Raw genomic sequence first — 24,565 nt, forward strand, 5'->3', positions numbered from 1 at the left:
GAGCGGTCGGGCGATGATCCTATCGCCGCCTTCCGGCGGAGCAAGGAAAGGCGCAAGGCCATGGCGGCAGACCAGACCCATTACGGTCCGAACACTACCCTCGGCGTGCAACAGCTCTTCATCGGCGGCCGCTACCGGCCCGGCACGGCGGAAATCAGCTTCGAGAACCTGAATCCGGCCACGAACCACGTCATCTGCGAGGTCGAGATGGCCTCGGCCGAGGACGTCGAGGCCGCCGTCGAGGCCGCGCAGGAAGCCTTCCTCATCTGGTCGGCGACGCCGGCGCGGGAACGGGCGAAAGTGCTGCTGCGTGCGGCGGCCATCCTCCGCGAGCGCAACAGGGAACTGGCGCGGCTGGAGACGCTGGACACCGGCAAGCCCATCGCCGAGACCGCCGAGGTCGACGTCATCACCGGCGCGGAGATGCTGGAGTACTATGCCGGCCTGGCGCCGGCGATACACGGCGAGCACCATGATTTCGGTCCCGACGCCTTCGCCATGGTGCGCCGCGAGCCGCTGGGCGTCTGCGCCGGCATCGGAGCATGGAACTATCCCATCCAGATCGCGCTGTGGAAGTCGGCGCCGGCGCTGGCCTGCGGCAACACGATGATCTTCAAGCCCGCGGAGCTGACGCCAGTTTCGGCGCTGAAGCTCGCCGAGATCTATCTCGAGGCCGGGCTGCCGCCGGGCGCCTTCAACGTCGTCCAGGGCGACGGCCGCGTCGGCCAGCTTCTCTCACGCCATCCCGGAATCGCCAAGATCAGCCTCACCGGCGAGGTCGGCACGGGCCGCAAGGTCATGGCCGACGCCGCGCAGACGCTGAAGGGCGTGACGCTGGAGCTGGGCGGCAAGTCGCCGCTGATCGTCTTCGACGACGCCGATTTCGACGGCGCGGTCGACGCCGCCATGTCGGCGAATTTCTACTCGGCCGGCGAGGTCTGCTCCAACGGCACCCGCGTGTTCGTCCAGCGCCGCATCTACCGCCGCTTCCTGGAAAGCCTGGAGGACAAGGTCGCCCGCATTCCGCTCGGCGACCCGTTCGACCCGGCGACGCGTATCGGCGCACTGATCAGCGCCGGCCATCTGGAGAAGGTCATGGGCCATATCGAGGCGGCGCGGCGCTCCAACGCGCTGCACGTCGTCGGCGGCCACCGCCCGGAAGACCCCGCCCTTGCCGCGGGCAATTTCGTCCATCCGGCGGTCTTCGCCGAGTGCACCGACGACATGAGCTTCGTCCGCGACGAGATCTTCGGCCCCGTCATGGCGGTGCTGCCCTTCGAGGAGGAGCACGAGGTCGTCGCCCGCGCCAACCACACGCCCTTCGGCCTGGCCGGCGCAGTCTTCACCACGGACTTCGCCCGCGCCCACCGCGTCGCCAACGCGCTGCAGGCCGGCACGGTCTGGATCAACGACTACAACGTGACGCCGCCGGAAGTGCCCTTCGGCGGCCACAAGCAGTCGGGCGTCGGCCGGGAGAACGGGTTGGAAACCATCGGCCACTTCACCCAGACGAAGACCATCTACGCCAATCTCGGCAGGGTCGCGCCGTACTTCTGAACACCCGGAATCACGGCGTCCTGGGGCTTGACCCCAGGACCCGGTCCTTTGGTTCGCCGGGCCCCTGGATCGAGTCCAGGGGCAACAAATCAGGACGGTTCCACCAAACACGGAAACGGTCCCATGAGACCGTTCGAACTATTCCGCGGCGCTGACCGCACCTTCGCCGTCCTGCGCCCGCTCGGCCTGCTGGCGCCGCCACATGTGAGCGTAGAGGCCATTGCGGGCGATCAGTTCATGATGCTGGCCGCGTTCGGCGATGCGTCCGCCGTCCAGCACGATGATCTGGTCGGCGTTGACCACCGTCGAGAGCCGATGCGCGATCATCAGCGTCGTCCGGCCCTGGGAGACGCGGGTCAGCGCCTTCTGGATCTCCCGCTCCGTCGCCGTGTCCAGCGCCGAGGTCGCCTCGTCGAAGATCATCACGCCGGGATCCTTGAGCATCATCCGCGCGATGGCGACGCGCTGCTTCTCGCCGCCGGAGAGCTTCAGGCCGCGTTCGCCGACGATGCTGGCCAGCCCGTCGGGCAGGCTGTCGATCAGGGGGCGGAGCTGGGCCGCGTCGATCGCCGCGTTCATCTGCGCGTCGCCGGCCTCCAGATCGCCATAGCGGATGTTGTGCTCCAGCGTGTCGTTGAACAGCACCACGTCCTGGGGCACGACGCCCAGGGTCCGGCGCAGCGACGCCTGGGTAACGTCGCGGATGTCCTGTCCGTCGATCAGGATGCGGCCGCCGGTGACGTCGAAGAAGCGGAACAGCAGCCGCGTCAGCGTGGACTTGCCGCCGCCGGATTCGCCGACCACGGCAATGGTGTGGCCGGGCGGCACCTCGAAGGAAACGCCATCCAGCACCGTCCGCCGCGGATCGTAGCCGAAGGTCACGTTATCGAACTCGATATGCCCGCCGCGGAAGGCGAGCGGTTTCGCGTCCGGCGCATCGCCGACCTCGATCTCCCGGTCCAGCAGGCCGAACATCTTCTGCATGTCGACCAGGCTCTGCTTCACCTCGCGGTAGACCATGCCCAGCATGTTGAGAGGCATGTAGAGCTGGATCAGGAAGGCGTTGATCAGAACGAAATCGCCGATGGTCATGGAACCGTCGGCGACGCCCCTTGCCGCCAGCACCATGACGATGACCAGGCCCGTGGCGACGATGAGGCCCTGCCCGGTGTTCAGGAAAGCCAGGCTGACCTGGCTGCGCACCGCCGCCTTCTCGTAGCCCGCGAGCCGATTGTCGAAGCGCTCGACCTCGTAGGGTTCGTTGGCGAAATAGCGCACGGTCTCGAAGTTCAGCAGGCTGTCGACGGAGCTGGCATAGGCCTCCTCGTCGCGTCGGTTCATCTCCCGGCGGATGCCGATGCGCCACTCGGTCACCAGAAAGGTAAAGGCGATGAAGGCGATCACAGTGGCGAAGGTCGCGACGGCGAACCAGAACTGGTACTCGATCACCAGAATGCCGAGAAAGATCACCGCCTGGCCGACCACGGGGACGACGTTGAACAGCGCCATGCGCAACAGGAAATCGATCGCCTTGGCGCCGCGGTCGATGAGCTGATGCAGGGCGCCGGTGCGGCGTTCGGTATGGAAGCGGTAGCTGAGCTCGTGCAGACGCTGGAAGACGCGGCGCGCCACCCGCCGCGCGGCCCGCTGCCCGACCGCGGAGAAGATGCCGTCGCGGGCCTGCGCCAGACCCTGCTGCAGGACACGGCCTAGGCCATAGGCCACCACGAAGGCGATCGCCGCCCCGATGGCAATATTCTCCGCATCCAGCGAGTCCACGGCGTGCTTGAGCAGGAACGGCACCGTCGCGCCGGCCGCGATGGAACCGGCCAGGAAGCAGGCGGCAAGAACGATGCGCAGCTTCGGCCGCCAGTCGTCCTTCGGCCAGAGATAGGGCAGCAACCGGCGCAGCACGCTCCAGTCGGGCGGGCCGGACGGCGTGCCGGATACGGTGTTCCTCAACGATCCTCCTTCCGTCGACCACAACATTTGCCGGTTCTGGGGCTCGACTCCGGGACCCGGTCAGGCGTCACGTCGAGACCTGGCTCCGGGATCAAGGGCCCGCCCCGGACATTATCCGGAGTCCCGGAGCGGGCAGCGATATCCTTCACAACTGTCGCTCCGCCCGCGTAATTCAACGCCCGGTATAGCGCGGCGGGCGTTTCTCGAGGAACGACTGCACGCCTTCCTTGTAGTCCTCGCCGGTCATGGAGAGACAGAACTGGTCGGCGTCCATGAAGCTGACGGCGTGGTTGAGCGCCTTGGCGGCGACGTCGACGTCCTTCTTGCACATGCGCACCTGCACCGGGGGCAGGCTGGCGATGCGTTCGGCCATCTCCAGTGCCTTGTGCAGCGCGCCGCCCTTCGGCGCCACCTCGTCGGCCAGACCCCATTCCAGCGCCCGTTCCGCGCCGACCTTCTCCGCCATCACGACGAGGCGTTTGGTCCGGGCGGGCCCGCAAAGGTTCACGAAGCGCGGCACCGAGTTCCAGCTCATGTTCATGCCGCGCTCGATCTCGGAGACGTAGTAGGTCGCCCCCTCTCCCATGACGCGGAGGTCGAGGGAACAGGCCAGCGCCACCCCGCCGCCGACGCACCAGCCTTCGACGGCGCAGATGGTCATCTGTTCCAGCTCCTCCCAGGCGCGGCAGAGCCGCGGCCCGCGCTGGATCGAGCGCCGCCTGGCCAGCAGGCCGGCCTCGGCGCGCTGCTCGGCGACCGGATCCTTCAGGTCGAACCCCATGGAGAAATTGTCGTCGCGGCCGGCCAGCACCACGACCGAGCTTTCCAGATCTTCGTCCAGATGGCGGGCGATGTCGGTCAGTTCCTTCATCAGGGCGTCCGACAGGGGATTGGCCGCAATGCCCCTGTCGAAACGGACGATGACGATGCGCCCCCGACGCTCGATCGTCGAAAACTGCAGTTCCATGATTTCCTCCCCGCGCGTTCAGGCTAGATTGCGGCTCAGCCTAGTCCAATCAGCGGAGGAAAGAAGCCATGGCCGCTTATGTGATCGCCCGCGTCAACGTCACCGATCCGGAGAAGTACGAGAACTACAAGGCGCTGGCGCCCGCCGCCATCAAGAAGTACGGCGGCGAGTACCTGGCCCGCGGCGGCGCGCTGGCGACGCTGGAGGGCGACGAGGAGACCCGCCGCGTGGTCGTGCTCCGCTTCGCCGACATGAAGGCGGCGCAGGCGTTCTACGATTCGCCGGAATACCAGGCCGCCAAGAAGGAACGCGAAGGCGCCGCCGACGGCCAGTTCATCGTCGTCGAGGGGCTGTAGCTTCCTTGTCGTCCCTGGGCTCGACCCAGGGACCCAGCGGAAAGTGACGGCGGATCTGGGCCCCTGGATCACGTCCCGGGGCGCCATCTCCTTTCCAGCCTAGCCCCCGAACTTCGCCGGGCGCTTGTTGACGAATGCGTCCATGCCTTCCTTGCCGTCCGGGGTGCGCATGCATTCGACGATGCCGACGGTTTCCCGCTCCATCTGGCTTTCCAGCGAGTCGGTCGAACTTTCGTGGATCAGCCGTTTGGCCGTGCCGAAAGCACGGGTGGGGCCATTCGCGAGCGTCGCCGCGAGCTTCATGGCTTCATCCATCAGTTTGTCGTCCGGATGGAGATAGTCGACGATGCCCCAGTCCAGGGCTTCGGCGGCGGTCAGCAGACGATTGGTCAGGATCAGGTCCAGCGCCCGCTTCGAGCCAACCCGGCGCGGCAGGAAGTAGGACGACGAGCCGTCCGGTGACAGACCGACCCTGGTGTATGCCATCGTGAACTTCGCGCTTTCGGCCGCCAGCACGAGGTCGCCCTGCAGCGCCAGGCTGAATCCGGCTCCCGCCGCCGTTCCGTTGACGGCGCAGACTACCGGCGGATCCATACGGTGCAGCCGGCTGATGGCGCCATGCAGGTTCAGCAGCATCTTCTTAACGACCGATGGCAGCCTGTCCTCGCCCTGGGAGACGAAGAAGCCGATATCGCCGCCGGCGCAGAACATCTTGCCCTCCCCGGTCAGCACCACTGCTCGGATCGCCGGGTCTTCGTCACAGCGGATGGCGGCGTCGACAAGCTCCTCGGTCAGTGGCAGGTGTATCGCGTTGGCCGAGTCCGGCCGGTTTATGCGCAGCAGCGCCACCCCGTCGGACACGTCCATGGTCATGTGTTCATAGCTCATCCGTCTCTCCTCCCTCGAACGGTGATCCGGCATCGCCGGACCGCTTTGCCCGACGCCCGTGCTGGTCTATGGTTCGGCAGGTTATACGCCACAGACAGGCCATTGCCATGAGCGAGAATCCCCTTCCCTTCCGCCGTCCCGCGCCGGAGGCCGAGCGTGCCGACCTGCCGTTGTCGGCCTATCCGCGCGTCCGCCTGCGCCGGCCCCGCGCCAGCGACTGGTCGCGCCGTCTGGTGGCGGAGAACGTGCTGACGGTCGATGACCTGATCTGGCCGGTCTTCGTCCATGAGGGCGACGACGTCATCGACGTGCCGTCCATGCCCGGCGTGCGGCGTCATTCGGTGGACAGCCTGGTCGACGCCGTCGGCGAGGCCGGCGAACTGGGCGTGCCGCTGATCGCCATCTTTCCCGCCGTCGACGCGGAGCGGAAGAACGACGAAGGCACCGAGGCGACCAATCCCGACAACGTGGTCTGCCGCGCCGTGCGCGCGGTCAAGCAGCACGTACCGGACGTCGGCGTGCTCTGCGACGCGGCGCTAGATCCCTTCACCAGCCATGGCCATGACGGCCTGATCCGCGACGGCTACGTGCAGAACGACATCACGCTGGAAGTGCTGATCCGGCAGGCGCTGATCCAGGTCGAGGCCGGCTGTGACATCATCGCGCCCTCGGACATGATGGACGGCCGCGTCGGCGCCATCCGGGAGGCGCTGGAAGCGCACGGCCATCACAATGTCCAGATCATGTCCTACGCGGCGAAATACGCTTCCGCCTTCTACGGGCCCTTCCGCGACGCCATCGGCTCGAAGGCCAATCTCGGCAAGGCGACAAAGGCGACCTACCAGATGAACCCGGCAAATGGCGACGAAGCGATGCGCGAGGTCGCCATGGACATCGCCGAGGGCGCGGACATGGTGATGGTCAAGCCGGGCATGCCCTATCTCGACCTCTGCCGGCGGGTGAAGGACGCCTTCCACCTGCCCACCTTCGCCTACCAGGTCTCCGGCGAGTACGCGATGCTCAACGCCGCCGCCGACAATGGCTGGCTGGACCGCGAGAAGGTGATGATGGAGAGCCTGCTGAGCTTCAAGCGGGCCGGCTGCGACGGCGTTCTGACCTATTTCGCCGTTGAGGCGGCAAAGCGGATTCGCGCCGGCGATTAACCCTTTGTTCGCCATGGCGGGCGAGACTGCGCGCCATGACAGGGAGCCACAGATTCCGCGCGCCCGCGCTGAAATCCACCATTGCAGCCGTCGGCTGGTTCCGCTTCGCGGCGGAGCAGGACGGCATCAGGCTGCAGCCGCGCAAGCTGCAGCTTCTGCTGTACATGGCGCAGGGGCTCTACGCCGCCGCCAATGACGGCCGCGCGCTGATGCCGAGCCGATTCGTCGCCAGTGCCCTGGGCCCCTGCGACCCCAATCTCTATCCCGTGCTGGAGCAGGGCGGCGAACCCGACCGGCCCAAGGAGATCGATGACCGCGCCGAGGCCTGCCTGAAACTCATCTACCGGAAGTTCGCCAGGTCGCCGGTCGAGCAGCTCGACGCTTTCATCGAGACCGATGGCATCTTCTCCGATGTGCGCCAGGCCGCGCCGGATGCGGAAATTCCGCTGGACATGATGGCCGACGCCTATCGCCGGACCTTCATCCAGCCCGCCGCGCGGGAAACCGAACGCCGCCCCGCCGCCCCGGTGAAGCCGCCGCCGGCGGCGAACGAGGAACGCCCCGAACTGCCCGACGGGGTGCCCAGGGTCATCACCGGCGGCAAGGCCGTGAAGCGCTGGGCTCCGAAACGCCGGATTTATTGACGGCCGCCGCCGGGTTATGACTCCCCCACAGGGTTCCAGGGGGAGAACACGGAATGGCCGAAAGAAAGGGACGGCTTGCCGGCCGGCGGGCGTTGATCACGGGGGCCAGCCGCGGCATCGGCGCATCGATCGCGGAACGCTATGCCGAGGAAGGCGCGGACCTCATGCTGGTCGCGACCGGCCTGCCGCAGCTTGGGGACATTGCTGCGAAGGCTGCCGCCCACGGCGGCAAGGTGGAAACGCTGGCGGCCGATGTCAGCGACCGCGCCGCGGTGGCGGCCATGATCGAAACCTGCGTCGACCGGCTCGGCGGCCTCGACGTGCTGGTCAACAACGCCGGGGTCTACAAGGCCAGCCGCTTCATCGACTACGAGCCCGAAACCTTCGACCGGATCATGCAGGTCAACACCTATGGCGTCTTCCACGCCATGCAGTTCGCGCTGCGCCACATGCAGAAGGCCGGCGGCGGCAAGATCGTCAACATCGCCTCGACCGCCGGCAAGTGGGAGTCCCTCAACCAGGGCGCCTACAACACCTCCAAGCATGCCGTGGTCGGCATGACGCGCTGCGCCGCCCTTGAGCACGCAAAGGACCGCATCACCGTCAACGCCATCTGCCCGGGCTTCGTGAATACCGACATGATCGACCAGTTCGACGACCACGCCGAGATCCTGGGCATGCCGGTCGAGGAACTGCAGACGATGCTGGTGAACCGCGTGCCCATCGGCCGCATGCTGGAGCCGGTCGAGATCGCGCATATCGCGGTCTATCTGGGCTCTGGCGAATCCGACGGCATGACCGGCCAGACCATCACCATTTCGGGCGGCATGCGCATGGGCTGAACGAGAAGCGGCGCCGGATCGCTCCGGCGCCGCTCTCGAAACATTGCGGGCCCGAAGGCCGCTGGTCAGCGCGAGTAGTACTCGATGACCAGATTCGGCTCCATCTGCACCGCGTAGGGCACGTCGGCCAGCTTGGGCACGCGGGTGTACTTGCCGGTCATCTTGTTGTGGTCGACCTCGACATAGTCGGGGGTCTCGCGCTCCGACGACTCCGCGGCGTCCAGCACCAGGTTGATCTGGCGCGACTTCTCGCGGACCTCGATCACGTCGCCCGGCTTGCAGCGATAGCTCGGAATGTTCACCCGCTGGCCATTGACGTTGACATGGCCGTGGTTGACGAACTGGCGCGCCGCGAACACGGTCGGCACGAATTTCATGCGATAGACCAGCGCGTCGAGGCGGCTCTCCAGCAGGCCGATCAGGTTCTCGGAGGTGTCGCCCTTGCGGCGCACGGCCTCGCCATAGACCCGGCGGAACTGCTTCTCGGTGATCGAACCATAGTAGCCCTTGAGCTTCTGCTTGGCGCGAAGGTGCAGACCGAAGTCGGAGACCTTCTTGCGCTTGCCCGCCTGCCCGTGCTGGCCGGGACCGTAGTCGCGGCGGTTGACGGGGCTCTTCGGACGGCCCCAGAGGTTCTCGCCCATGCGGCGATCGATCTTGTATTTCGCGCTGATACGCTTCGACATCGGTTGCCTTCTGCCGTTCGGTCAAATCACAGATGAACGCGGCCGGTGCGTTCCGGTCGCGGGAGGCCGTGCTATAGGACCGGGGCTGCGGGCTGTCAACCGCCCTTTTCCCCGCCCTTTGCGCCCCTTGTGCCCTGACGGTGGCCGGAGAGACTGCGGACCACGCCGAACAGCGTCCTGACCTCCTGCTCACGCAGATCCGCACGGTGAAACATCGCCCGGATGTTCCGCAGCATGGTGGGCCGCTTATCGGCGATGCGGTGGAAGAAACCGGCCGCGTCGAGCTCCGCCGAAAGGAAATCGAGGAAGGCGGTCATCTGCGCGGCTTCGGCCACGGGCCCGGCCTCCTCCGGCGCCGGAGGCATGGTGGTCGCTTTGCCCGCCGCAAGGGCGGCAAGCCGCCATTCGTAGGAGACGAGCAGTACCGCCTGGGCCAGGTTGAGGGAGGAAAACGCCGGGTTGGCCGTGACCTGGACGACCGCCCGCGCCAAGGCCACGTCGTCATTGTCCAGGCCCGCCCGCTCACCGCCGAACAGGATGCCGACCCGCTCGCCCGCGCGCACGCGCCCGACGCCGGTATCCGCAGCCTCCCTCGGTGTCACCACGGGCTTCGCCATCTCCCGCCCCCGCGCCGTGGTGGCGTAGACGTGGTGCAGATCGGCGATCGCTTCCTCGGTGGTCTCGAACAGCCGCGCATGCTCCAGCACTTCGTCGGCGCGGGAGGCCATGGCGCGGGCCGATTCGCTGGGCCAGCCGTCGCGCGGCGCGACCAGGCGCATCTCGCCCAGGCCGAAGTTCAGCATCGCCCGCGCTGCCGCGCCGATATTCTCGCCCATCTGCGGCCGCACGAGAATGATCGCCGGCTGCGGCAAGGCGGAATCCCTGAAGCGGCGGTCGGTGCCGGCCATGCGCGATTCGGTCTATTCGGCGGCGATGCGGCCCGCCGTGCGGGCGCCGTCGCGGTAGAGCTTGTAGGTGATCGAATCGTGGAGGGCATCGAAGCTCGCCTCGACGATGTTGCTCGAGACGCCGACCGTGAACCAGCGCTCGCCCGTGCCGTCTGCGCTCTCGATCAGGACACGGGTCACCGCTTCGGTGCCGCCGGTCAGGATGCGGACCTTGAAGTCGACCAGCCGGAGATCCGACAGTTCGGCGTAGAGTCCGTCCAGCGCCTGCCGAAGCGCCTGATCCAGGGCGTTCACGGGACCGTTGCCCTCGCCGACCGTGAGCCGGTCCTCGCCCCCGGCCAGCATCTTCACCGTCGCCTCGGAGACGGTGACCAGCTCGCCGCGGGCGTTGAAGCGGCGCTCCACCATCACCCGGAAACGCTCGACGCGGAAATATTCCGGCACCTGCCCCAGGGTCCGGCGGGCCATCAGTTCGAAGCTCGCCTCCGCGCCGTCATAGGAATAGCCCTCGAATTCGCGCTGCTTCACCGCATCGAGCAGGCGGCCGACCCGGGGGTCGTCGTTCTCGACCTCGATGCCGCACTCCTCCAGCCGCGCCAGGATGTTGGAGCGTCCGGCCTGGTCCGACACAAGGACGTGCCGGCGGTTGCCGACGATCTCGGGGTCGATGTGTTCGTAGGTCTTCGGGTCCTTCTGCACCGCGGAGACATGCAGTCCGCCCTTGTGGGCGAAGGCGCTGTCGCCGACATAGGCCTGATGGCGGTTGGGCGCGCGGTTGAGCAGTTCGTCCAGCAGCCGCGAGGTCTGCGTCAGGTGCCTGAGCTCGGTCACCGGAATGCCGGTCTCGAACCGATCCGCATAGATCGGCTTCAGCATCAGCGACGGAATCACCGAGATCATGTTGGCGTTGCCGCAGCGCTCGCCCAGGCCGTTCAGCGTGCCCTGCACCTGCCGGGCGCCCGCGTGGACGGCCGCCAGGCTGTTGGCCACCGCGTTCTCGGTATCGTTGTGGGCGTGAATGCCGATCCGCTCGCCGGGATACTTCGCCGCCACCTCCGCGACGATCCGCTCGACGTCCGCCGGCAGGGTGCCGCCGTTGGTGTCGCAGAGCACGACCCAGCGCGCACCGCCTTCCAGAGCGGCCTCGATACAGGCCAGCGCGTAGTCGGGGTTGTCGCGATAGCCGTCGAAGAAATGCTCGGCGTCGAACATGGCTTCCCGCCCGCGCTCGACGGCCGCGGCGATGCTCTCGCGGATGGAGACGAGGTTCTCCTCGCGCGGAATCCCCAGGGCGAGATCGACATGGAAATCCCACGACTTGCCCACCAGGCAGACGGCGTCCGCCTCCGCGCCCAGCACCTGCGACAGTCCCGGATCGTTGGAGACGGAACGGCCCGCGCGCTTGGTCATGCCGAAGGCGACCAGCTTGGCGCGGCGCAGCCTGGGCGGATTCTCGAAAAAGCTGGTGTCGGTCGGGTTTGCGCCCGGCCAGCCGCCCTCGATGTAGTCCAGTCCGAGCTGGTCGAGTGCGAGCGCAATGGTCCGCTTGTCCTCGACCGAGAAGTCGACGCCCTTGGTCTGCGCGCCATCGCGCAACGTGGTGTCGAACAGGTAGAGGCGTTCCTTGCTCATCGCATTCACTTCGCCAGCGAAGTCCCTGGTGGATCAGGCTGTTTCGCCCCGAAGGCGCCGCACGGCCCGGTCGCGGCCGATGAGGGGTAGCAGCTTTTGCATCTCCGGTCCATGTTCCCGGCCGGTCAGCGCCAGCCTGAGCGGCAGGAACAGCGCCTTGCCCTCGCGGCCGGTTTCGGCCTTCAGGACGTCGGTCCAGGTCTTCCAGCTTGTCTCGTCCAGTTCGCCTTCCGGCAGCAGACCGGCGGCATCGGCGCAGTAGTCCGGCTCCTCGATCGTCGGCACGATGGCCTCCTCGACCCGGTCGATCCAGCCCTGGAAGTCGTCGAAGCTGTTCAGATTGCCGCGAACGGCCTCCCAGATGGCGAGGACGGCCGGCCGGTGATCGCCCAGCCTCCGCGCAGCCTCGTCGGGTTCCAGCCCGTGAACGAACTGCGCCGACAGGCGTTGCAACTCGGCCATGTCGAAGCGCGCGGCGGCGCGGCCGAAGGCCGAAAGGTCGAACGCTTCCGCCGCCGCCCCGTTGCTGCGGAACAGTTCGACCGGTTTCGACGTACCGAGCCGCGCCAGCAGACTGACAATGGCGACCGGCTCGATACCCGCCTCACGCAGCGCCGCGACGGTCAGGCTGCCGGCGCGCTTCGACAGCGGCGCGCCATCGGTGTCGACCAGCAGCGCGAAGTGCCCGAAGGCCGGCGCCTCGTGGCCCAGTGTTTCGAAAATCTGGATCTGAGCCGCGGTGTTGGCGACGTGGTCCTCGCCGCGGATGACATGGGTGATCCCGAACTCGCCATCGTCGACGGTCGAACTGAGCGTGTAGAGGGGCCGCCCGTCCTCCCTGATCAGCACGGGATCGGAGAGCGAGGCGGCGTCCACCTCCTGGCGCCCGCGCACCAGGTCGTCCCAGACCACCCGCTCCTGGGTCAGCAGGAACCGCCAGTGCGGCCGCCGCCCCTCCGCCTCCAGGGCGGCGCGCTGCTCGTCGGTGAGGCGCAGCCCCGCGCGGTCATAGACCGGCGGCCTGCCCGCAGCGCGCTGCAGCCCGCGCTTGCGCTCCAGTTCCTCCTGCGTCTCGTAGCAGGCGTAGAGGCGCCCCTGTCCTTTCAGCGCCTCTACGGCGGCGGCGTAGCGTTCCGTCCGTTCCGACTGCCGGGCGAAACGGTCCCAGCGCAGTCCCAGCCATTTCAGATCCCGTAGGATGTCTTCCTCGTAGGCGGTCTCCGACCGGCCGCCGTCGGTGTCGTCAATCCGCAGCATGAAGTCGCCGCCATGATGACGCGCGAACAGCCAGTTGATGACCGCGGCCTTGATGTTGCCGAGGTGAAGCTGGCCCGTCGGGCTGGGCGCGAAGCGAACGCGGGGCATCGAGATTTCGGCCATGTCTATCCGGCCTCCCTGAAGGCGTTGGTGATGGGAAACCGGCGGTCGCGGCCGAAACTCCGGGTGGTCACCTTGACCCCGGGCGCAGTCCGGCGGCGACGATGCTCGGCGCGATGGAACAGGTATTCGACATGGCGCACGACAGCCGCGTCATGGCCCCGTTCGAGCACCTCGCGGGCCGACATCTCGCCTTCGATCAGGCATTCGAGTATGTCGTCCAGCTCGTCGAAGGCCGGCAGTTCGCCGGCGCCGTCCGCAATCGACGGCTGCGCCGCTGCGGGCATATCGATCAGGCTCTGCGGCAGCACCCGGCCATCGGGTCCCAGCCCGCCGGCGGGCCGGTTGGCGTTGCGCCATTCGGCCAGAGCCTTCACCGTCGTCCTGTAGAGATCCTTGAGCACGCCGAAGTCGGCGAATTCATCCTCGTGGAGCGTGTCGAGCCCGACCGAGATTTCCGACTTGTTGCCCGTGCCGAGCAGCAGGTAGCCACTGCGTTCGGCCAGCGCGGCCAGCATCGATCCCCGCGTCCGCGCCTCGAGATTGCGGTCGGCGGTGTCGGGCACGCCCCGGCCGAAAGCCGGCCCCAGCGCGACGTCGAGCGCGGCGACGCCGTCGGCGATCGAACAGGTATCGAGCCTGATGCCCAACAGCGCCGCCACCGCCTCCGCGTTCCTGCGGCGGTCCGCATCCGTCATCTCGGATGTCAGCATTGCGCACCAGACCCGTTCGGGTCCGACAGCATCGACCGCGATGGCGGCGCTGAGCGCCGTGTCGATGCCGCCCGACAGACCAAGGACCACGCCCGGGAAGGCGTTCTTCTCCGCGAAATCCCTCAGCCCCAGCATAACCGTACGGTAGATGGCCTCGACATGTCCGAGAGGGGTCGCATCGCTCCCGGGCGCGCAGCGCCAGCTCTCACCGTCGCGCCGCCAGTCCGTGACGCAGAGCATCGGCTCGAACTCCAGCAGGCGGACGGGGGTTCGGAGGTCGGCGTCCAGAACGAACGAGCCGCCATCGAAGACGAGCTCGTCCTGCCCGCCGACCAGGTTGAGATAGACCAGCGGCAAGCCCGTTTCGGTGACCCGCGCCACGGCGCCGTTGATGCGCAGATCGGGCTTGGTCACGTCGAAGGGCGAGCCGTTGGCGACGATCAGAATTTCCGCGCCGGTCTCTTGCAGACACTCGGCCACGTCCGGCGACCACATGTCCTCGCAGATCATCACACCCAGCCGGACCCCGCGGCAGGACAGCGGCCCGGGAAGCGGTCCTTCGGCGAACTGCCGCTTCTCGTCGAAAACGCCATAGTTGGGCAGGCGGTGCTTGAACGTCGTCGCCTGCACGCCGCCGCCGTCGAGCATCATCGCCGCGTTGTGGAGAGAACCCTCGGTGCGCCAGCAGCCTGTCATCAGCATCGCCGGTCCGCCATCGCCGGTTTCCGACGCCAGATCCTCGACCGCCCTGATGGCTGCCGACCGGAAGGATGGCTGAAACAGCAGGTCTTCGGGCGGATAGCCGGTGACGAACATCTCCGGAAAGGCGATCAGGTCGGCCCCGGCAACGGCGGCCTCGGCGCGCAGCCTCCGCGCGAGCGCGATATTGCCGGCGATGTCGCCGACGGTCGGATTGGCCTGCGCCAGTGCTATTCTGAGTGTGTCCGGCATGCGGCTTCTCTAGACCACATCCGAAGGCTGCGGAACAGCCCGCGCGGACGCCGATGTCACGGCAATGCAGCATTACGGGGGTATCAACAGGCGCTGAAAGCGTCGGCCGAAGGGGATCGCACCGGCGCCCGCTGTCCGTCCATCATTGGAGACCACGATGTCAGAGCAGAAGCTGGCTGAAATCTCGTTCGACGAGTTCGACGAACTCAACAATCCGCCCCCCGAGACGACCGGATTCGACCGGATCGTCGCACGCCGCTATTCGCGCCGCGGCCTTCTCGGCGGCGCCGCGGCATTGGGCGCGACGGCCATGTTCCTGGGCACTTCTGCGCTCACCCGTCCGGCGCACGCAGCAGGCCGCTTCGGGTTCGCGCCGGTCGAGGCCAGTACGCTGGACACGATCACGCTGCCAGAGGGCTACAACTGGCACACGGTCGCCGTCTGGGGCGAGCCGATGTGGTCGGACGCGCCCGAATTCGACCACGCCACACGCGGCAGCGCCGACAGCCAGGTCCGCGCCTTCGGCGACAACAATGACGGCATGGCGCTGTTCACCCGCGACGGCCGCTACATTCTCGCGGTCAACAACGAGTACACGAACCGGAAGGTCATCTGGGGTAATCGGGAAGAGGGCAAGCCCGCCGACGAGGACGACATCCTCAAGGGCATGCTGGCCCACGGTGTCTCGGTCGTCGAGATCGCCCGGCAGGACGGCAAGTGGTCAATCGTCAGGGACAGTGCGTTCAATCGCCGGATCACGCCTCAGACGCCTATGGAGATCACCGGCCCGGCACGCGGTCACGACCTGATGAAGACCGCCGCCGATCCGGCCGGCGTCCGGGCGCTCGGCACCTGGAACAACTGCGGCAACGGCCGCACGCCCTGGGGCACCTACCTGACCTGCGAGGAGAACTTCAACGGTTACTTCTCGTCCTCCGAGGAAATCCAGGACCAGAAGCCGGTCGCGCTGCCCGAAGGTTTTGCGCGCTACGGCATCGGCCCGAAGGACTGGGGGTATGGCTGGGCGCTGGTGGACGAGCGTTTCGACATCGCCAGGCATCCGAACGAGCCGAACCGGGCCGGCCACGTCGTCGAGATCGATCCCCTCGACCCGGCCTCGATGCCGAAGAAGCGGACCGCCCTCGGTCGCTTCAAGCACGAGAACGCCGAACTTGTCGTCGCCAATGACGGGCGCGTTGTCGTCTATCTCGGCGATGACGAACGCGGCGAGTTCATCTACCGCTTCGTCTCCGACGGCAAGTACGTGGCTGGCGGCGACAACGCCGACCTGCTGGAAAACGGCAGGCTGTACGTCGCCAGGTTCCATGACGACGGCCGCGGCGAGTGGCTGGAACTGACGCCTGAGACCACCGGTATGAAGTCCCGGGCCGAGATCTGCATCCACACCCGGCAGGCGGCCTCGGCGGTGGGCGCCACGACGATGGATCGTCCCGAATGGGTCGCGGCCAATCCGCTGAAGGCGGAGGCCTATTGCTGCCTGACCAACAACAAGAACCGGGCCGCCAAGCCGAATGCCGGCGGCGATCCGACCCCGGTCAACGGCCCGAACCCGCGCGCGGCCAACAACTACGGCCAGATCGTCCGCTGGGCGCCCGACAACGAGGACCACACGGCTAACACCTTCTCCTGGGACCTGTTCGTCATGGCCGGTAATCCGGCCGTCCACACCGACGCCCATGCGGGCTCCAGGAACGTCACGGAGGAGAACAAGTTCAACTCGCCCGACGGTCTCGCCTTCGATTCCACGGGCCTCGTCTGGATCCAGACCGACGGCAACTATTCCAGCGAGGGCGACTTCGCCGGCATGGGCAACAACCAGATGCTGATCGGCGATCCGGCCAGCGGCGATATCCGCCGCTTCATGGTCGGCCCGAAGGAGTGCGAGGTCACGGGCTTCGCCTGGACGCCCGACCGCCGCACGGTCTTCATCGGCATCCAGCATCCGGGCGAGAAAGGCAACAGCCACTGGCCCGAGGGCGGCGACGCCGTCCCGCGCTCCGCGGTCATTGCGATCCGCCGCGACGACAACGGTGTGATCGGCTGAGTTCCCTTCCCACTGAAGGAAAACGCAGCAGAAGGCGGCGGGTTCCGGCCCGCCGTCTTTTTTTTGCCGCCCAGCGGGAATTTGACGGGTGTCGACTGCCTCAGGCGGCCCTGTCGAACTCCACGCCCGCCGCGCGCATGTCGTGGAGCGCCTTGTCGAGCGAGCCATCGAGGTCGATGGCCCGGCAGCCTTCGAGCACGACAGTGACCTCGAAGCCGAGTCGGCGGGCGTCCAGCGCCGACCAGGCGACGCAGAAGTCGGTCGCCAGCCCGGCCATGACGATCCGCTCGAAACCGCGTTCCCGGCAATAGCCGCCAAGGCCTGTGGGTGTCCGCTGATCGTTCTCGAAGAAGGCGGAGTAGCTGTCCAGATCGGGGCGATAGCCCTTGCGCACGATCACCTCGGCCCGGCCGATGTCGAGATCGGGGTGGAACGCGGCGCCGCCGGTACCCTGCACGCAGTGATCGGGCCACAGCGTCTGTGGCCCGTAGGGCGCATCGATGCTCTCGAAGGGCGCACGGCCCGCGTGATGGGTGGCGAAGGAGAAATGGTCCGCCGGGTGCCAGTCCTGCGTCGCGGCGACATGTTCGAACTGGCCGGCGAGTCTGTTGGCGACAGGAACGACCGAATCGCCATCGGCAACGGCGAGTGCACCGCCGGGGCAGAAATCGTTCTGGATATCGATCAGCAGCAGGAGGTCGCGCGCAGTGTCGAACGCCATCTCCACCGGCTCAGGAAAACGCCTTGAAGGTGATCGTGGTGAACGTGTCCTTGATCCCCGGCAACCGCTGGATACTCTCGCAGACGAAGTGGCCGATATCCTGCTCGTCGCTGAGATAGCACTTCATCAACAGGTCCCATTCCCCTGAAACGGAATGAACTTCCGAGACCTGCTCGATCTCCTGGATGGCCGCATCGGCGACGTCGTAGCTCTCACCGAGCTGGCACTTCACCCAGATGAAGATCGTCTGCATCGACCGTCCCGATCAGTTGGCGTCGCGCTGGTTCCGCAGGGGCCTCTGCAGAAACGCAGGCACATGATCGCCCAGACCCTTGGGCGTGTCACCCCGGTTCTGCTGGCGTCCCTTGCCGGCCGGCGGATCGGCCCGGCGCGCGGCGCGGCTGTCGCCGTCACCGTTGGGCAGCGCAGGCTCCTTCGCGGGCTCGTCCGCCGCCTCGGCCTTGGGCGCCCGGCGCTTGCGCTTCGGTTTGGCTTCGGCCTCGGAATCCGCTTCGGGCGTCGCCGCGGTCTCGTCCTTCCTGGCCGCAGAACGGCGCTGGCGCTTCGGCTTCGCCTCGGCTTCGGCTTCTGGCTTCGCCTTGGCTTCGGCTTCCGGCTTCGCCTCGACTTCGGCCTCCGGCGCCGCCACGGCCTCGTCCTTCTTTGCAGCCTTGCGCCGCTGGCGCTTTGGCTTGGCCTCCGCTTCCGGCCCCGGCGCGGATTCGGCCGCTTCCTTCTTCGAGGGCGAACGGCGCCGGCGCGAGGGTTTCGCTTCGGCCTCGGCCGCCTCCCCGCTCTGGGCCGGCGCAGCGCCGGCCTTGTCGATGCCCTGGGAGTCCACTTCGGCGATCGGCTTCTTGATCAGCTGCACGATGGCGTTGAGCTGCTTTTCCTCGCGCGGGGTCACCAGCATGAACGCCTTGCCGCGCATGCCGGCGCGGCCCGTGCGGCCGATGCGGTGGACGTAGTCTTCGGCATGGAAGGGGACATCGAAGTTGAAGACGTGGCTGAGGCCCTGGATGTCGAGACCGCGCGCCGCGACGTCAGAGCAGACCATGAACCGCGCCTTGTCGGTCTTGAACTTCTCCAAGGTCGCCATGCGGTCGGCCTGGTCCATGTCGCCGTGCAGCGCGACAGCGTCATAGCCGTGCTTCTGCATCGACTTGAGCAGGGTCTTCACGTCGATCTTGCGGTTGCAGAAGATCAGCGCATTACGGACGTTTTCCGCCTCGATCAGCTCGAACAGGGCCGCGCGCTTGTCGTCGTCGCGGGTGCGGAAAATGCGCTGTTCGACGGTTTCCGCCGGCGAGGCCGGCGGCGCCACCTCGACCTCCTTCGGGTCGGTCAGGAACTTGTCGGCCAGCCTGCGGATCGGCTTCGCCATGGTGGCGGAGAAGAAGAGGGTCTGCCTGTTGGCGGGCAACAGGGAGACGATCTTCTCGACATCGGGGATGAAGCCCATGTCCATCATCCGGTCGGCTTCGTCGATGACGAGGAACTGCACGCCGCGGAGCATCATCATGCCGCGGTCGAACAGGTCCAACAGGCGGCCGGGCGTGGCGATGATGATATCGCAGGTGCCTTCCAGGTCGGCTTCCTGCTCACGGGAATTGACGCCGCCGATCACCAGCGCGCGCTTCAGCCCGTGATGTTCGGCGTAGACATCGAAACTGTCGGCGACCTGTGCCGCCAGTTCGCGCGTCGGCTCCAGCACCAATGCGCGCGGCATGCGGGGCTTGGAGACCCCCTGCGCCATCACGTCGATCATCGGCAGCAGGAAAGCCGCCGTCTTGCCGGTTCCCGTCTGCGCCGTACCCAGCAGGTCGCGGCCCATCAGGACATGAGGAATGGATTTTTGCTGGATCGGGGTCGCTGTGCGATAGCCGGCGGCGTCTACCGCGCGGCAAACCTCGTCACTGAGGCCCAGATCCCTGAACGTCATTGGATTACTAATACCGGAACTCCTTCGGACGCGTGGCCCCGGAAACGCATTGTCCGTCGGGCCCGCGGCGGTTTAACTCTGAGCAAACCGTTCTGAGAGGTGACGTAATGATGGCGCTATCCCTTGTCAATCGCGGACTTCAAGGGCGTATGGACGCATGAGCAGGGCGAATGTCGTGCTCGTTCCAGGCCTGCTCTGCACCGAACGGCTGTGGCGCGACCAGGTGGCCGCGCTGGAGCCGGCGGCGGACATCGTCATTCCCCGCCACGACCTGGATGACAACATGGCCGCGATCGCAAGGCGGGTGCTGGACGCCGCGCCGGAGCGATTCGCGATCGCGGGGCTATCCATGGGCGGCTACATCGCCTTCGAAATCTGGCGTCAGGCGCCGGAGCGCGTCGAGCGCCTGGCGCTGCTGGACACCCGCGCCAGCGGCGACACGGCCGAAGAAACGCAGCGGCGAAAGGATCTTCTGGAACTCGCGCACAAGGGCCGCTTCACCGGAATCCACGAAAGGCTCATGCCCCTGCTGATCCACGAGGACCGGTTGAAGGAGACGGACCTGACCGCCGCCATCGCCGGCATGGCCGAGGAGACGGGACGCGACGGCTTCGTCAACCAGACGAAGGCGATCATGGCGCGCCCCGACAGCCGGGAGACCTGCCGGACGGTCGACGTCCCCACCCTGGTGCTCTGCGGACGCCAGGACGCGGTCACCCCGCTCGCCATGAGCGAGGAAATGGCCGGCCTCATTCCCGGCGCGAAGCTGGAGGTGATCGAAGACTGCGGCCACATGTCGGCCATGGAACGCCCCGAGGCGGTCAACGCCGCGCTGGAGCGGTGGCTGGCGGCCTAGGCCATTGCGCTGTCTGATTGAACCATCGCCCATTCAGCGTGTCACCCCCGCCTCTGTGCGGGGGTCCGGAGCGGCTTCGCCGCAAGTCGAGGATCCGCCCGGATGCCCGCACAAGGCGGGCATGACGCCGTTCAGGGGGCGGGCTTGACCCGGACACGATCCGGGGTCCGAGGGCGGCGATAATGGGCTGATCGATCGGAAGTTGGAACGATCCAGGCCTCAGACGGGCAGGGTCACGTTGCCTTCGGCATCCAGCGGGAACCCGGGGTTCCAGGCCACTTCCCACAGATGACCGTCCGGGTCGGCGAAATAGCCTGTATAGCCGCCCCAGAAGGCCTCCTCCGCCGGCCGGACAATGCGGCCGCCCGCGGCTTCCGCCTCCGCCAGAACCGTATCGACCTCTTCCCGGCTCCGGGTGTTGTGCGCGAGGGCCACGCCGCGGAACCCGCCGCCTTCATCGGACACACCGGCCTCCTTCGCGAGGTCTGCCCGCGGGTAGAGACTGAGCGCGACTCCGCCGCACTGGAAGAATGCGACACCCTCGGTCGCACGCATCGACCGGCGCCATCCCAGATACTCGTAGAACGCGATGCTCCGTTCCAGATCGGCGACGCCGAGCGTCAGCAGGGTGTAGCGTTGTTCCATCGTCTATCCCGTCTCCAGCGCGATCAGCACCGCGCCTTCGTCCACCTGGTCGCCTTCGCCGAAATTGATCTCCTGGACCGTGCCGGCGGCCGGCGCGGCGATGGTGTGTTCCATCTTCATCGCCTCCAGGATCATCAGTGCCTCGCCCTTCTTCACCTTCCGGCCGGCTTCGGCCATGACCTTGATGATCTTGCCGGGCAGCGGCGCGGCGATGGCGCCGGCGGCGGCTTCGTCGGTGAGGTCGGCGTCCAGCGGATCGACGATCTCGAAGGCGAGCAGCGCGCCGTCATGGATCACCGAGATCCGGCCGCGTTCCAGATGGTAGGCGGCGTGCATGCGGTCGCCATCCAGCGTCGCCACCAGGTCGCCGGGCCGGTTCAGCGCGTGGCTCGCCGTTCTGGTTTCGCCGCCGGCCTCGAGACGGAAGCCGCCGCCGCGCAGATAGCGCACGATCACCGGATGCTCGTCGCCGCCGACCCGGAAGCGCAGTTCCTCGTGGCCGTCATCGTTCAGCCGCCAGCCATGGGCGTCGTTCCACGGGCTGAAGGGATCGCTGTCATGGGCCGGCCTGCGCGCGGCCTCCCGCTCCGCCAGCACCGCCAGCGCCGCCAGGGCGAGGGTGCGCGGTCCCGGTTCCGGCTTCGCCGGCACCAGATCCTGCTGGAACCGCTCGATGAAACCGGTGTCCAGGTCCGCGGCTTCGAAGGCCGCATGGTCGATCACCCGCTTCAGGAAGAAGACGTTGGTGGTCAGCCCCACGACGCGCGTGGAGTCCAGCACGCCCGAGAGCTTGCGGATCGCCTCCCCGCGGTCACGGCCATGGGCGATGACCTTGGCGATCATCGGATCGTAGAACGGGGTCACGCTGTCGCCCTCACGGACGCCCGTATCGATGCGCACACCCTCGCCCTCCGGCGGAAAGCGGAGCATGTCGAGCCGGCCCGTGGCTGGCAGGAACATCTTCGACGGATTCTCGGCGTAGAGCCGCGCCTCGATGGCGTGCCCGTCGATCGCGAGGTCCGCCTGGGCCAGCGGCAGCTTCTCGCCTGCGGCGACGCGGATCTGCCACTCCACCAGGTCCTGGCCGGAGATCAGCTCCGTGACCGGATGCTCCACCTGCAGACGCGTGTTCATCTCCATGAAGAAGAAGCGGTCCGGGCGGAGGCCTTCCGAGACATCGGCGATGAATTCGATGGTGCCCGCGCCGCGGTAGTCGATGGCCTTCGCCGCGGCGACCGCCGCCTCGCCCATCGCCTTGCGCATTGCCTCGGGCATGTCCGGCGCCGGCGCTTCCTCGATCACCTTCTGATGGCGGCGCTGGATGGAGCAGTCGCGCTCGAACAGATGCACCGCATTGCCGTGGCTGTCGCCGAAGACCTGCACCTCGATGTGGCGCGGCTTGACCAGGAACTTCTCGATCAGCACCCGCTCGTCGCCGAAAGCGTTCTTCGCCTCACGCTGGGCGCCTTCCAGCGCCTTCTGGAAGTCCTTCTCGCCGTCGACGCGGCGCATGCCCTTGCCGCCGCCGCCGGCGACGGCCTTGATCAGCACGGGAAAGCCGATCCGTCCGGCCTCGGCGGCGAGCACCGACAGATCCTGATCCTCGCCGTGATAGCCTGGGACCACCGGCACGCCAGCCTTTTCCATAATGGCCTTGGCGGCGTCCTTCAGCCCCATCCTGCGGATCGAATCGGCGCTGGGACCGATGAAGGTCAGGCCCGCCTTCTCGATGGCCTCGGCGAAGGCCGCGTTCTCCGACAGGAAGCCATAGCCCGGATGGATGGCGCGGGCGCCGGTGCGCTTCGCTGCCTCCAGGATGCGGTCGGCCAGCAGGTAGCTCTTGGTGACCTCGGCCTCGCCGATGCGGCAGGCCTCATCAGCCATCTGGACGTGCATGGCGTTGGCGTCAGCGTCGGAATGTACGGCGACGGTGCGGATGCCGAGGCGGCGGGCGGTGCGGATGACGCGGCAGGCGATCTCGCCGCGGTTCGCAATCAGTATCTTTTCGAACAATGCCATCTCTGCCGCCTCACATCCTGAACACGCCGAATTTCGTATCCTCGACGGGCCTGTTCAGCGCCGCCGAGATGGCCAGCCCCAGCGTCATGCGGCTGTCGGCCGGGTCCAGCAGGCCGTCGTCCCAGATGCGCGAAGTGGCGAAATAGGGATCGGACTGTTCCTCGAACTGCTCGATGATCGGCCGCTTGAACTCCGCTTCTTCGACGTCCGACCACGTCTTGCCCTGGCGTTCGTGATTGGCGCGGGTGACCGTCGCCAGAACGCCCGCGGCCTGCTCCGGCCCCATCAGGGCGAGCCGGGCGCTGGGCCACATCCACAGGAACCGCGGCCCGTAGGCCCGCCCGCACATGCCGTAATTGCCGGCGCCGTATGAGCCGCCGACCACCATGGTGAATTTCGGCACCTTCGTCGTGGAGACGGCGGTGACCAGCTTGGCGCCGTCCTTGGCGATGCCGCCGGCCTCGTACTTCCGCCCGACCATGAAGCCGGAGATGTTCTGCAGGAAGATCAGCGGCACGTGGCGCTGGCTGCAGAGCTCGATGAAGTGCGCGCCCTTCATCGCCGATTCCGAAAACAGGATGCCGTTGTTGGCGACGATGCCGACCGGATAGCCGAATATGCGCGCGAAACCGCAGACCAGGGTCTGGCCATAGAGCTTCTTGAACTCGTCGAATTCCGAGCCATCGACGATGCGCGCAATCAGTTCGCGCACGTCATAGGGCTGGCGCACGTCCTTCGGCAGGACGCCGTAGATCTCCTCCGGATCATAGGCCGGCGCCTGGGGGCGCTCGATCCGCACCGACTTCGGCTTGAGGCGATTCAGGTTGCCGACGATCTGGCGCGCCAGCGCCAGGGCGTGGGCATCGTTCATGGCGTAGTGGTCGGTAACGCCCGAGGTGCGCGAATGCACGTCCGCGCCGCCCAGATCCTCGGCCGAGACGATCTCGCCCGTCGCCGCCTTCACCAGCGGCGGGCCGCCCAGGAAGATCGTGCCCTGCTGGCGGACGATGATCGCGTCGTCGGACATCGCCGGCACGTAGGCGCCGCCGGCGGTGCAGCTTCCCATCACCACGGCGATCTGCGGAATGCCGGCGGCCGACATGTTGGCCTGGTTGTAGAAGATGCGCCCGAAATGCTCCTTGTCCGGGAAGACCTCCGGCCACTGCGGCAGGTTTGCGCCGCCCGAATCGACCAGGTAGATGCAGGGCAGGTTGTTCTCCAGCGCCACTTCCTGCGCCCGGACGTGCTTCTTCACCGTTTCGCGGTAGTAGGTGCCGCCCTTCACGGTCGCGTCGTTGCAGACGATGACGCATTCCAGCCCCGACACGCGGCCGATGCCGGTGATGACGCCGGCGGAGGGGACCTCGCCGTCATACAGGCCCCAGGCGGCGAGCTGGCTGAATTCCAGGAAGGGCGCGCCGGGATCGACCAAGGCGCGGATGCGCTCGCGCGGCAGCATCTTGCCGCGTTCCAGATGGCGGTTGCGGGCGCGCTCCCCGCCGCCCTGCTTGATCTCGCCGACGCGTTCCTTCAGACGGCTGACCTCGCCGCGCCAGAAGTCCATGTTGGCCCTGAACGCGTCCGAGCGCGTGTTGAGTTCGGATTTCAGTACCGGCATCCGGCGTCGCTCCCCTGCACCGTGACGATTGCGGCGATATTGAGCATGTTTGG

General features: G+C 67.2%; 21 protein-coding genes. 7 read left to right on the forward strand and 14 right to left on the reverse strand.

Going from position 1 to position 24,565, the window contains the following annotated elements:
• Positions 1-60: 60 nt before the first annotated feature.
• Positions 61-1,557 (forward strand): betaine-aldehyde dehydrogenase, encoded by a 1,497-nt coding sequence (betB, locus tag CWC60_RS08385; RefSeq protein WP_109793549.1) that lies wholly within the window; start codon positions 61-63, stop codon positions 1,555-1,557.
• 138 nt (positions 1,558-1,695) lie between these two features.
• On the opposite strand, the gene CWC60_RS08390 is transcribed toward betB, so the two are convergent.
• Together CWC60_RS08390 and CWC60_RS08395 are read right to left on the reverse strand one after the other, a co-directional pair.
• Positions 1,696-3,519: an ABCB family ABC transporter ATP-binding protein/permease gene (locus tag CWC60_RS08390; RefSeq protein ID WP_206419835.1), complete on the reverse strand. Its 1,824-nt coding sequence runs from the start codon at positions 3,517-3,519 to the stop codon at positions 1,696-1,698.
• A 172-nt stretch (positions 3,520-3,691) separates the two neighbouring features.
• Complete coding sequence (locus CWC60_RS08395) at positions 3,692-4,486, reverse strand: enoyl-CoA hydratase/isomerase family protein (protein WP_109793551.1); 795 nt, start codon at positions 4,484-4,486, stop codon at positions 3,692-3,694.
• 68 nt (positions 4,487-4,554) lie between these two features.
• Here CWC60_RS08395 and CWC60_RS08400 point away from each other — a divergent pair, with 68 nt between their 5' ends.
• Positions 4,555-4,842, forward strand: coding sequence for a DUF1330 domain-containing protein (locus CWC60_RS08400; protein ID WP_109793552.1), 288 nt, complete (start codon positions 4,555-4,557; stop codon positions 4,840-4,842).
• A gap of 99 nt (positions 4,843-4,941) precedes the next feature.
• Here the strand turns inward: CWC60_RS08400 and CWC60_RS08405 are convergent, their stop codons facing one another.
• On the reverse strand, positions 4,942-5,730 hold the full coding sequence (locus tag CWC60_RS08405) for an enoyl-CoA hydratase/isomerase family protein (protein WP_109793553.1): 789 nt from the start codon (positions 5,728-5,730) through the stop codon (positions 4,942-4,944).
• Positions 5,731-5,837: 107 nt separating this feature from the next.
• On the opposite strand from CWC60_RS08405, the gene hemB reads away from it, so the two are divergent.
• The 3 genes from hemB to CWC60_RS08420 are packed head-to-tail and all read left to right on the forward strand — an operon-like array spanning position 5,838 to position 8,379.
• Entirely contained in the window at positions 5,838-6,893 is a 1,056-nt protein-coding gene (gene hemB / locus CWC60_RS08410; protein WP_109793554.1) for a porphobilinogen synthase, read from the forward strand.
• Positions 6,894-6,928: 35 nt separating this feature from the next.
• Entirely contained in the window at positions 6,929-7,537 is a 609-nt protein-coding gene (locus CWC60_RS08415) for a Panacea domain-containing protein (protein WP_109793555.1), read from the forward strand.
• A gap of 53 nt (positions 7,538-7,590) precedes the next feature.
• On the forward strand, positions 7,591-8,379 hold the full coding sequence (locus CWC60_RS08420; protein WP_109793556.1) for an SDR family NAD(P)-dependent oxidoreductase: 789 nt from the start codon (positions 7,591-7,593) through the stop codon (positions 8,377-8,379).
• A 65-nt stretch (positions 8,380-8,444) separates the two neighbouring features.
• Here the strand turns inward: CWC60_RS08420 and rpsD are convergent, their stop codons facing one another.
• The 5 genes from rpsD to CWC60_RS08445 all read right to left on the reverse strand — a co-directional run bounded on the left by rpsD (position 8,445) and on the right by CWC60_RS08445 (position 14,646).
• Positions 8,445-9,065, reverse strand: coding sequence for a 30S ribosomal protein S4 (gene rpsD / locus CWC60_RS08425; protein WP_109793557.1), 621 nt, complete (start codon positions 9,063-9,065; stop codon positions 8,445-8,447).
• Between the two features lie 95 nt (positions 9,066-9,160).
• On the reverse strand, positions 9,161-9,973 hold the full coding sequence (locus CWC60_RS08430; protein WP_109793558.1) for an RNA methyltransferase: 813 nt from the start codon (positions 9,971-9,973) through the stop codon (positions 9,161-9,163).
• Positions 9,974-9,985: 12 nt separating this feature from the next.
• A complete protein-coding gene (gene cimA / locus CWC60_RS08435) occupies positions 9,986-11,605 on the reverse strand; it encodes a citramalate synthase (protein WP_109793559.1) in 1,620 nt (539 codons plus the stop codon).
• A 33-nt stretch (positions 11,606-11,638) separates the two neighbouring features.
• A complete protein-coding gene (gltX, locus tag CWC60_RS08440; protein WP_206419836.1) occupies positions 11,639-12,985 on the reverse strand; it encodes a glutamate--tRNA ligase in 1,347 nt (448 codons plus the stop codon).
• A 2-nt stretch (positions 12,986-12,987) separates the two neighbouring features.
• Positions 12,988-14,646 carry an NAD+ synthase gene (locus CWC60_RS08445; protein WP_109793560.1) on the reverse strand — a complete coding sequence of 553 codons (1,659 nt, stop codon included), beginning with the start codon at positions 14,644-14,646 and terminating at the stop codon, positions 12,988-12,990.
• Between the two features lie 157 nt (positions 14,647-14,803).
• Here CWC60_RS08445 and CWC60_RS08450 point away from each other — a divergent pair, with 157 nt between their 5' ends.
• Positions 14,804-16,711 (forward strand): PhoX family protein, encoded by a 1,908-nt coding sequence (locus tag CWC60_RS08450; protein ID WP_109793561.1) that lies wholly within the window; start codon positions 14,804-14,806, stop codon positions 16,709-16,711.
• Between the two features lie 100 nt (positions 16,712-16,811).
• Here CWC60_RS08450 and pncA read toward each other — a convergent pair whose 3' ends face one another.
• From pncA to CWC60_RS08465, 3 genes are read right to left on the reverse strand one after another with little or no spacing between them, the layout of a single operon-like run.
• Complete coding sequence (gene pncA / locus CWC60_RS08455) at positions 16,812-17,432, reverse strand: bifunctional nicotinamidase/pyrazinamidase (RefSeq protein ID WP_109793562.1); 621 nt, start codon at positions 17,430-17,432, stop codon at positions 16,812-16,814.
• Positions 17,433-17,442: 10 nt separating this feature from the next.
• On the reverse strand, positions 17,443-17,685 hold the full coding sequence (locus tag CWC60_RS08460; protein WP_109793563.1) for an Lrp/AsnC ligand binding domain-containing protein: 243 nt from the start codon (positions 17,683-17,685) through the stop codon (positions 17,443-17,445).
• 12 nt (positions 17,686-17,697) lie between these two features.
• Complete coding sequence (locus CWC60_RS08465; RefSeq protein WP_109793564.1) at positions 17,698-19,374, reverse strand: DEAD/DEAH box helicase; 1,677 nt, start codon at positions 19,372-19,374, stop codon at positions 17,698-17,700.
• Between the two features lie 157 nt (positions 19,375-19,531).
• On the opposite strand from CWC60_RS08465, the gene CWC60_RS08470 reads away from it, so the two are divergent.
• On the forward strand, positions 19,532-20,230 hold the full coding sequence (locus CWC60_RS08470) for an alpha/beta fold hydrolase (protein ID WP_109793565.1): 699 nt from the start codon (positions 19,532-19,534) through the stop codon (positions 20,228-20,230).
• Between the two features lie 219 nt (positions 20,231-20,449).
• Here the strand turns inward: CWC60_RS08470 and CWC60_RS08475 are convergent, their stop codons facing one another.
• Genes CWC60_RS08475 through CWC60_RS08485 form a run of 3 tightly spaced genes read right to left on the reverse strand, consistent with a single transcriptional unit; the run spans position 20,450 to position 24,512 of the window.
• Complete coding sequence (locus CWC60_RS08475; protein ID WP_109793566.1) at positions 20,450-20,875, reverse strand: VOC family protein; 426 nt, start codon at positions 20,873-20,875, stop codon at positions 20,450-20,452.
• A gap of 3 nt (positions 20,876-20,878) precedes the next feature.
• Positions 20,879-22,888, reverse strand: a complete 2,010-nt coding sequence (locus CWC60_RS08480; protein WP_109793567.1) for an acetyl/propionyl/methylcrotonyl-CoA carboxylase subunit alpha — start codon at positions 22,886-22,888, stop codon at positions 20,879-20,881.
• 16 nt (positions 22,889-22,904) lie between these two features.
• Positions 22,905-24,512 (reverse strand): carboxyl transferase domain-containing protein, encoded by a 1,608-nt coding sequence (locus CWC60_RS08485; RefSeq protein ID WP_109793568.1) that lies wholly within the window; start codon positions 24,510-24,512, stop codon positions 22,905-22,907.
• Positions 24,513-24,565 lie beyond the last annotated feature (53 nt).

The organism is Minwuia thermotolerans (assembly GCF_002924445.1).
GTDB lineage: Bacteria > Pseudomonadota > Alphaproteobacteria > Minwuiales > Minwuiaceae > Minwuia > Minwuia thermotolerans.

Bases quoted from the DNA above. Each gene is read 5' to 3' on its own strand.
- betB (WP_109793549.1), top strand. From the start codon at position 61: ATGGCGGCAGACCAGACCCATTACGGTCCGAACACTACCCTCGGCGTG.
- CWC60_RS08395 (WP_109793551.1), bottom strand. From the start codon at position 4,486: ATGGAACTGCAGTTTTCGACGATCGAGCGTCGGGGGCGCATCGTCATC.
- CWC60_RS08400 (WP_109793552.1), top strand. From the start codon at position 4,555: ATGGCCGCTTATGTGATCGCCCGCGTCAACGTCACCGATCCGGAGAAG.
- CWC60_RS08405 (WP_109793553.1), bottom strand. From the start codon at position 5,730: ATGAGCTATGAACACATGACCATGGACGTGTCCGACGGGGTGGCGCTG.
- hemB (WP_109793554.1), top strand. From the start codon at position 5,838: ATGAGCGAGAATCCCCTTCCCTTCCGCCGTCCCGCGCCGGAGGCCGAG.
- CWC60_RS08415 (WP_109793555.1), top strand. From the start codon at position 6,929: ATGACAGGGAGCCACAGATTCCGCGCGCCCGCGCTGAAATCCACCATT.
- CWC60_RS08420 (WP_109793556.1), top strand. From the start codon at position 7,591: ATGGCCGAAAGAAAGGGACGGCTTGCCGGCCGGCGGGCGTTGATCACG.
- rpsD (WP_109793557.1), bottom strand. From the start codon at position 9,065: ATGTCGAAGCGTATCAGCGCGAAATACAAGATCGATCGCCGCATGGGC.
- CWC60_RS08430 (WP_109793558.1), bottom strand. From the start codon at position 9,973: ATGGCCGGCACCGACCGCCGCTTCAGGGATTCCGCCTTGCCGCAGCCG.
- cimA (WP_109793559.1), bottom strand. From the start codon at position 11,605: ATGAGCAAGGAACGCCTCTACCTGTTCGACACCACGTTGCGCGATGGC.
- gltX (WP_206419836.1), bottom strand. From the start codon at position 12,985: ATGGCCGAAATCTCGATGCCCCGCGTTCGCTTCGCGCCCAGCCCGACG.
- CWC60_RS08445 (WP_109793560.1), bottom strand. From the start codon at position 14,646: ATGCCGGACACACTCAGAATAGCACTGGCGCAGGCCAATCCGACCGTC.
- CWC60_RS08450 (WP_109793561.1), top strand. From the start codon at position 14,804: ATGTCAGAGCAGAAGCTGGCTGAAATCTCGTTCGACGAGTTCGACGAA.
- pncA (WP_109793562.1), bottom strand. From the start codon at position 17,432: ATGGCGTTCGACACTGCGCGCGACCTCCTGCTGCTGATCGATATCCAG.
- CWC60_RS08460 (WP_109793563.1), bottom strand. From the start codon at position 17,685: ATGCAGACGATCTTCATCTGGGTGAAGTGCCAGCTCGGTGAGAGCTAC.
- CWC60_RS08465 (WP_109793564.1), bottom strand. From the start codon at position 19,374: ATGACGTTCAGGGATCTGGGCCTCAGTGACGAGGTTTGCCGCGCGGTA.
- CWC60_RS08470 (WP_109793565.1), top strand. From the start codon at position 19,532: ATGAGCAGGGCGAATGTCGTGCTCGTTCCAGGCCTGCTCTGCACCGAA.
- CWC60_RS08475 (WP_109793566.1), bottom strand. From the start codon at position 20,875: ATGGAACAACGCTACACCCTGCTGACGCTCGGCGTCGCCGATCTGGAA.
- CWC60_RS08485 (WP_109793568.1), bottom strand. From the start codon at position 24,512: ATGCCGGTACTGAAATCCGAACTCAACACGCGCTCGGACGCGTTCAGG.